Origin of the sequence: Arenimonas sp. (assembly GCF_022842045.1) — a bacterium.
GTDB lineage: Bacteria > Pseudomonadota > Gammaproteobacteria > Xanthomonadales > Xanthomonadaceae > Arenimonas.
The window spans coordinates 1-4,449 of record NZ_JALHQI010000115.1; the positions used below are offsets into that span (position 1 = coordinate 1).

Genomic DNA, 4,449 nt, shown 5'->3' on the forward strand with positions numbered 1-4,449 from the left:
GGCGAGGCGGCGCCGGCCAGGGCGTCGACCAGGGCGCTGCCGACCACGATGCCGTCGGCCGCGGGCGCCAGGGCCGCGGCAGAAGCCGCGTCGCGGATGCCGAACCCGACCAGCACCGGCACGTTCGCCTGCCGGCGCAGGTCGCCGGCCTTGGCCAGCACGGCCGCGGTGTCGAGCTGCCCGCCGCCGGTGACGCCGGCGAAGGACACGTAGTACAGGTAACCCTGCGACTCGGTCGCCAGCCGCGCCAGGCGATCGGGCGAGGTGGTCGGCGCGGCCAGCGAGATCAGGTCGAGGCCCGCGGCATTGAACGCGGCGCGGGTCGGGCCGGCCTCTTCCGGCGGCAGGTCGACCAGCAGCACTCCGTCCACGCCCGCGTCGGCGGCGGCCCTGGCGAAGCGCTCGGCACCCCACATCTCGACCGGGTTCAGGTAACCCATCAGCACCACCGGCGTGTCGGCATCGCGGCCGCGGAACTCGGCCACCGCGGCGAGGATGTAGCGCAAGCCCGCGCCACGCTCGATGGCGCGCTCCGAACTCCGCTGGATCACCGGCCCGTCGGCCATCGGGTCCGAGAACGGCACCCCCAGCTCGATCACGTCGGCCCCGGCCGCGACCAGTGCGTGCATCACCGGCACCGTGGCCTCCAGCGAGGGATCGCCAGCGGTAACGAAAGGAACGAGCGCCTTGCGGTTAGCGGCGTTTAGCTGGGCGAACTTGGTGGTGATGCGGGGCATGGGGGTGGGGTCCGGGGAGTGAGGGGTGGAGTTGAAAACAGGAGTTAGTGATTAGGAGTTAGGAGCTAGTGGGAGCGGGTCGGCGCGAGCTCGTGCTTCCACTAACTCCTAACTCCTAATCACTAACTCCTGCTCCCCTGCGCTAGAGCTCGATCCCTTCCCGCTTAGCGATGGTGAAGATGTCCTTGTCGCCACGGCCCGACAGGTTGCAAAGCACCAGCGCGTCCTTGGGCAGGTCGCGGGCGAGCTTCATCGCCTGGGCGACGGCGTGGCTGGACTCGAGTGCCGCGAGGATGCCCTCGGTGCGCGCCAGCAGGTGGAAGGCTTCCATCGCCTCGTCGTCGGTGACGCCGGCATACGTGGCGCGGCCGCTGTCCTTGAGGAAGGCGTGCTCGGGGCCCACGCCAGGGTAGTCGAGGCCGGCCGAGATCGAGTGGGTCTCGGTGATCTGGCCGTCGTCGTCGCAGATCACGTAGGTGCGGTTGCCGTGCAGCACGCCCGGGCGGCCGGCGACCAGCGAGGCCGAATGGCGGCCGGTCTCGACGCCGTCGCCCGCGGCCTCGGCGCCGACCAGGGCCACGCCCTTGTCGTTGAGGAACGCATGGAACATGCCGATGGCATTGCTTCCGCCGCCGACGCAGGCGGTGACGGCGTCGGGCAGCCGGCCGTATTCCTCCAGCATCTGCGCCCGCGATTCCTTGCCCACCACCGCGTTGAAGTCGCGCACGAGCTTCGGATACGGGTGCGGGCCGGCGACGGTGCCGATGATGTAGAAGGTGTCGTGCACGTTGGTGACCCAGTCGCGCATGGCTTCGTTGAGCGCGTCCTTGAGCGTCTTGCTGCCCGAGGTCACCGGCACCACGGTGGCGCCCAGCAGCTTCATTCGGAACACGTTCGGCGCCTGGCGCTCGACGTCGGTGGCGCCCATGTACACCACGCACTCCAGGCCCAGGCGCGCCGCCACCGTGGCCGAGGCCACGCCGTGCTGTCCGGCGCCGGTCTCGGCGATGATGCGGGTCTTGCCCATGCGCTTGGCCAGCATGCCCTGGCCGATGGTGTTGTTGATCTTGTGCGCGCCGGTGTGGTTCAGGTCCTCGCGCTTGAGCAGGATGCGCGCGCCGCCGACGTGGGCGCTGAGCCGCACGGCTTCGTAGATCGGGCTGGGGCGGCCGACGTAGTGGCGGTAGTCGTGGCGCAGCTCGGCCAGGAACTCGGGGTCCTTGCGGTATTTCTCGTAGGCGGCCTCGAGCTCGCGCAGCGGCCCGATCAGGGTCTCGGAGACGAACACGCCGCCGTAGCGGCCGAAGTGCCCGGCCGCGTCGGGCCAGGCGCCGAAATCGGCGATGTCTTCGGCCCGGGGGATGTCATTCATGGCTGCTGCGGTCTGCACGTCGAACCTCGTCTACGAATTGCTGCATCTTGTCGCCGTCCTTGGTGCCCGGCGCGCTCTCGATCCCGCTCGACACATCCACGGCATAGGGCCGCGCAGTGCGGATGGCCTGGGCCACGTTCGTGGCCGACAGGCCGCCGGCCAGGAATACCGGCTTGCCGAGGGGCGGGATGGTGGTCCAGTCGAAGCGCTCGCCGCGGCCGCCGGGCTGGCCGGGGCCGTGGCCGTCGAGCAGGAAGGCACTGGCGGAAGGGTAGCGTTTCCGCGCCATCACCGCATCGTCGGCGCCCTGCCCCATCGGCACGGTCTTGATGAAAGGCAGGCCGAACCCCCGGCAGAAGGCATCATCTTCGCCCCCATGGAACTGCAGCAGGGTCGGTCGCAGGATCTTGATGGCGGCGGCGACTTCGCTGCCGGGGTTGTCCATGAACAGCGCCACCGCATCCACCAGCGGCGGCACCGCCTGGCGCAGGCCCTCGAGCTGTTCGAGCCCGAGCCGGCGCGGGCTGTTGGCCGCGAACACGAAGCCCAGCGCGTCCACGCCCAACTCGACCGCCAGCCGCACGTCGCCGGGCCGGGTCATGCCGCAAAACTTGATGCGCGTCCTCATGCCCGCATTGTAAGCCCGCCGCGTGCTCACGCCGTGTACGCCCCCCACCTCGTAGGAGGGACTTCAGTCCCTCCTACGAGGATCGGGTCGGGGTCAGAGGGTGACTTCGGGGGGGAGGCCCCACTCGGCGGGGTAGCGGGGGCCGAGGAAGACCAGGCCGCTCGAGGGCGCGGTGGGGCCGGCGACGGTGCGGTCGCGGCCGGCCAGCAGCTCGCCGATCCAGGCCTCGGGCTGCTCGCCGCGACCGACCAACAACAGGCTGCCGACGAAGTTGCGCACCATGTGGTGCAGGAAGGCGTTGGCCTGCACCTCGACGATCACGCGCTCGTCCTCGCGCCAGACGCGGATGGCGTGCACGTTGCGGTTCGGGTGCGGGGCCTGGCAGTGCACGGTGCGGAAGGCGCTGAAGTCGTGCTCGCCGACCAGCGCCTGCGCCGCACGATGCATCGCCCCGGCGTCGAGCGGCTGGCGCTCCCAGGTGAGGTACTCGCGCTGCATCGCCGGGCGCATGCCGCGGTTTAGGAGGGTGTAGCGGTAGCGCCGGGCGCGCGCCGAGTAGCGGGCGTGGAAGTCCTGCGGCATCTCCTGGCACCACAGCACCGCGATGCTGCCGGGCAGCCGGCTGTTGGCGCCCTGTCGGAACGCGAACGGCGTGCGGCCGGAATCGGAATCCAGGTGCACGACCTGGCAGCGTGCGTGCACGCCGCTGTCGGTGCGACCGGCGCAGACCACGTCGAGGGGATGGTTGGCGACGAAGGACAGCGCCTTCTCGACCTCGGCCTGGACCGAGGCACCGTGCGACAGCCGCTGCCATCCCTGGAAGCGGCTCCCGTCGTATTCGATGCCCAGTGCGTAGCGCAGTTAGCCAATGTCCTTGAGCAGGCGGGTCGCCTCGGCGCGACCGGCCGGGCCGGCCTCGGCCAGCACTTCCTCGAGCATGCCCTTGGCGCCCTCGACGTCGCCGATGTCGAGGTAAGCCTTGGCCAGCTCGATCTTGGTGGCGCTGCCATCGTCGTCGCCATCGCCGGCCGCGGGTGCGGCGTCGAAGTCGGAGGCGTGGTCCTGGCCGGCCTCGTCGCTGAAGCCCGACGCGGGCGCCTGCGCAGGCGCTGGTTCGGGCGCGGTGGGGCGGACCCCGGCGCCACCACTGGTGATGCGCTCCCAGTCTTCGTCCTGGTCGACCGGCGCGACCGACGCGGCCGAGGCCGGCGGGAGTGCATCGAGGTCGTCCAGGTCGATGTCGGCTGCAGGCGCGGGCGCGGGTGGCTCCACGGCGGGCTTGGCCGTGGCGGGCATCACGCCGGTGTCGCTGAAGCGCGGCGTGTTCCAGCCCGCCTGGCTGAACAGGGCATTGCCCGGCACCAGCGACGCGCCCATCACCACCGCCTCGCGCCAGCGCGGGTCGAGCGTGCTGCGCACCTGGATGCGCATGGCCTGGGCCGCACGCTCGTACTCGGCGGCTTCGCCGCGGGCGTAGTGGTAGCGCAACAGGCCGATGTGGGCCTCGAGGTCGGTGGGTCGCTCGCGCAGGGCGTTCTGCAGGCGCAGCAGGTTCTCATCGACCCGGTCGTCGGCGGCGGCCTCGTCGGCATCGGCTTCCCCGGCGGGCGCCGGGCGCACGGCACCGGGCAGGCTGGCGCGCACGGCGTCGTCCTCGGAGATCCGGCGCGACGGCGCCGGCAGCGGCGCCTTGCTGCGGCGGCCGCGCAGGG

5 protein-coding genes are annotated in these 4,449 nt (G+C 71.3%); all 5 read right to left on the reverse strand.

Annotated elements, in window-relative coordinates:
* Positions 1 to 737, reverse strand: a 737-nt coding sequence (gene trpA / locus Q0C12_RS14640) for a tryptophan synthase subunit alpha (protein ID WP_290891488.1), incomplete at its 3' end; no start/stop codon positions are given.
* A 142-nt stretch (positions 738 to 879) separates the two neighbouring features.
* Positions 880 to 2,109, reverse strand: a complete 1,230-nt coding sequence (gene trpB, locus Q0C12_RS14645; protein ID WP_290891490.1) for a tryptophan synthase subunit beta — start codon at positions 2,107 to 2,109, stop codon at positions 880 to 882.
* The gene (locus tag Q0C12_RS14650) at positions 2,102 to 2,737 is read right to left on the reverse strand and encodes a phosphoribosylanthranilate isomerase (protein ID WP_290891492.1); all 636 of its coding nucleotides are present in this window, start codon (positions 2,735 to 2,737) and stop codon (positions 2,102 to 2,104) included. The genes trpB and Q0C12_RS14650 overlap by 8 nt, the downstream gene beginning before the upstream one ends.
* Before the next feature lie 93 nt (positions 2,738 to 2,830).
* Entirely contained in the window at positions 2,831 to 3,598 is a 768-nt protein-coding gene (gene truA / locus Q0C12_RS14655) for a tRNA pseudouridine(38-40) synthase TruA (RefSeq protein ID WP_290891496.1), read from the reverse strand.
* A partial coding sequence (locus tag Q0C12_RS14660; protein WP_290891494.1) for a FimV/HubP family polar landmark protein occupies positions 3,599 to 4,449 on the reverse strand: 851 nt, incomplete at its 5' end.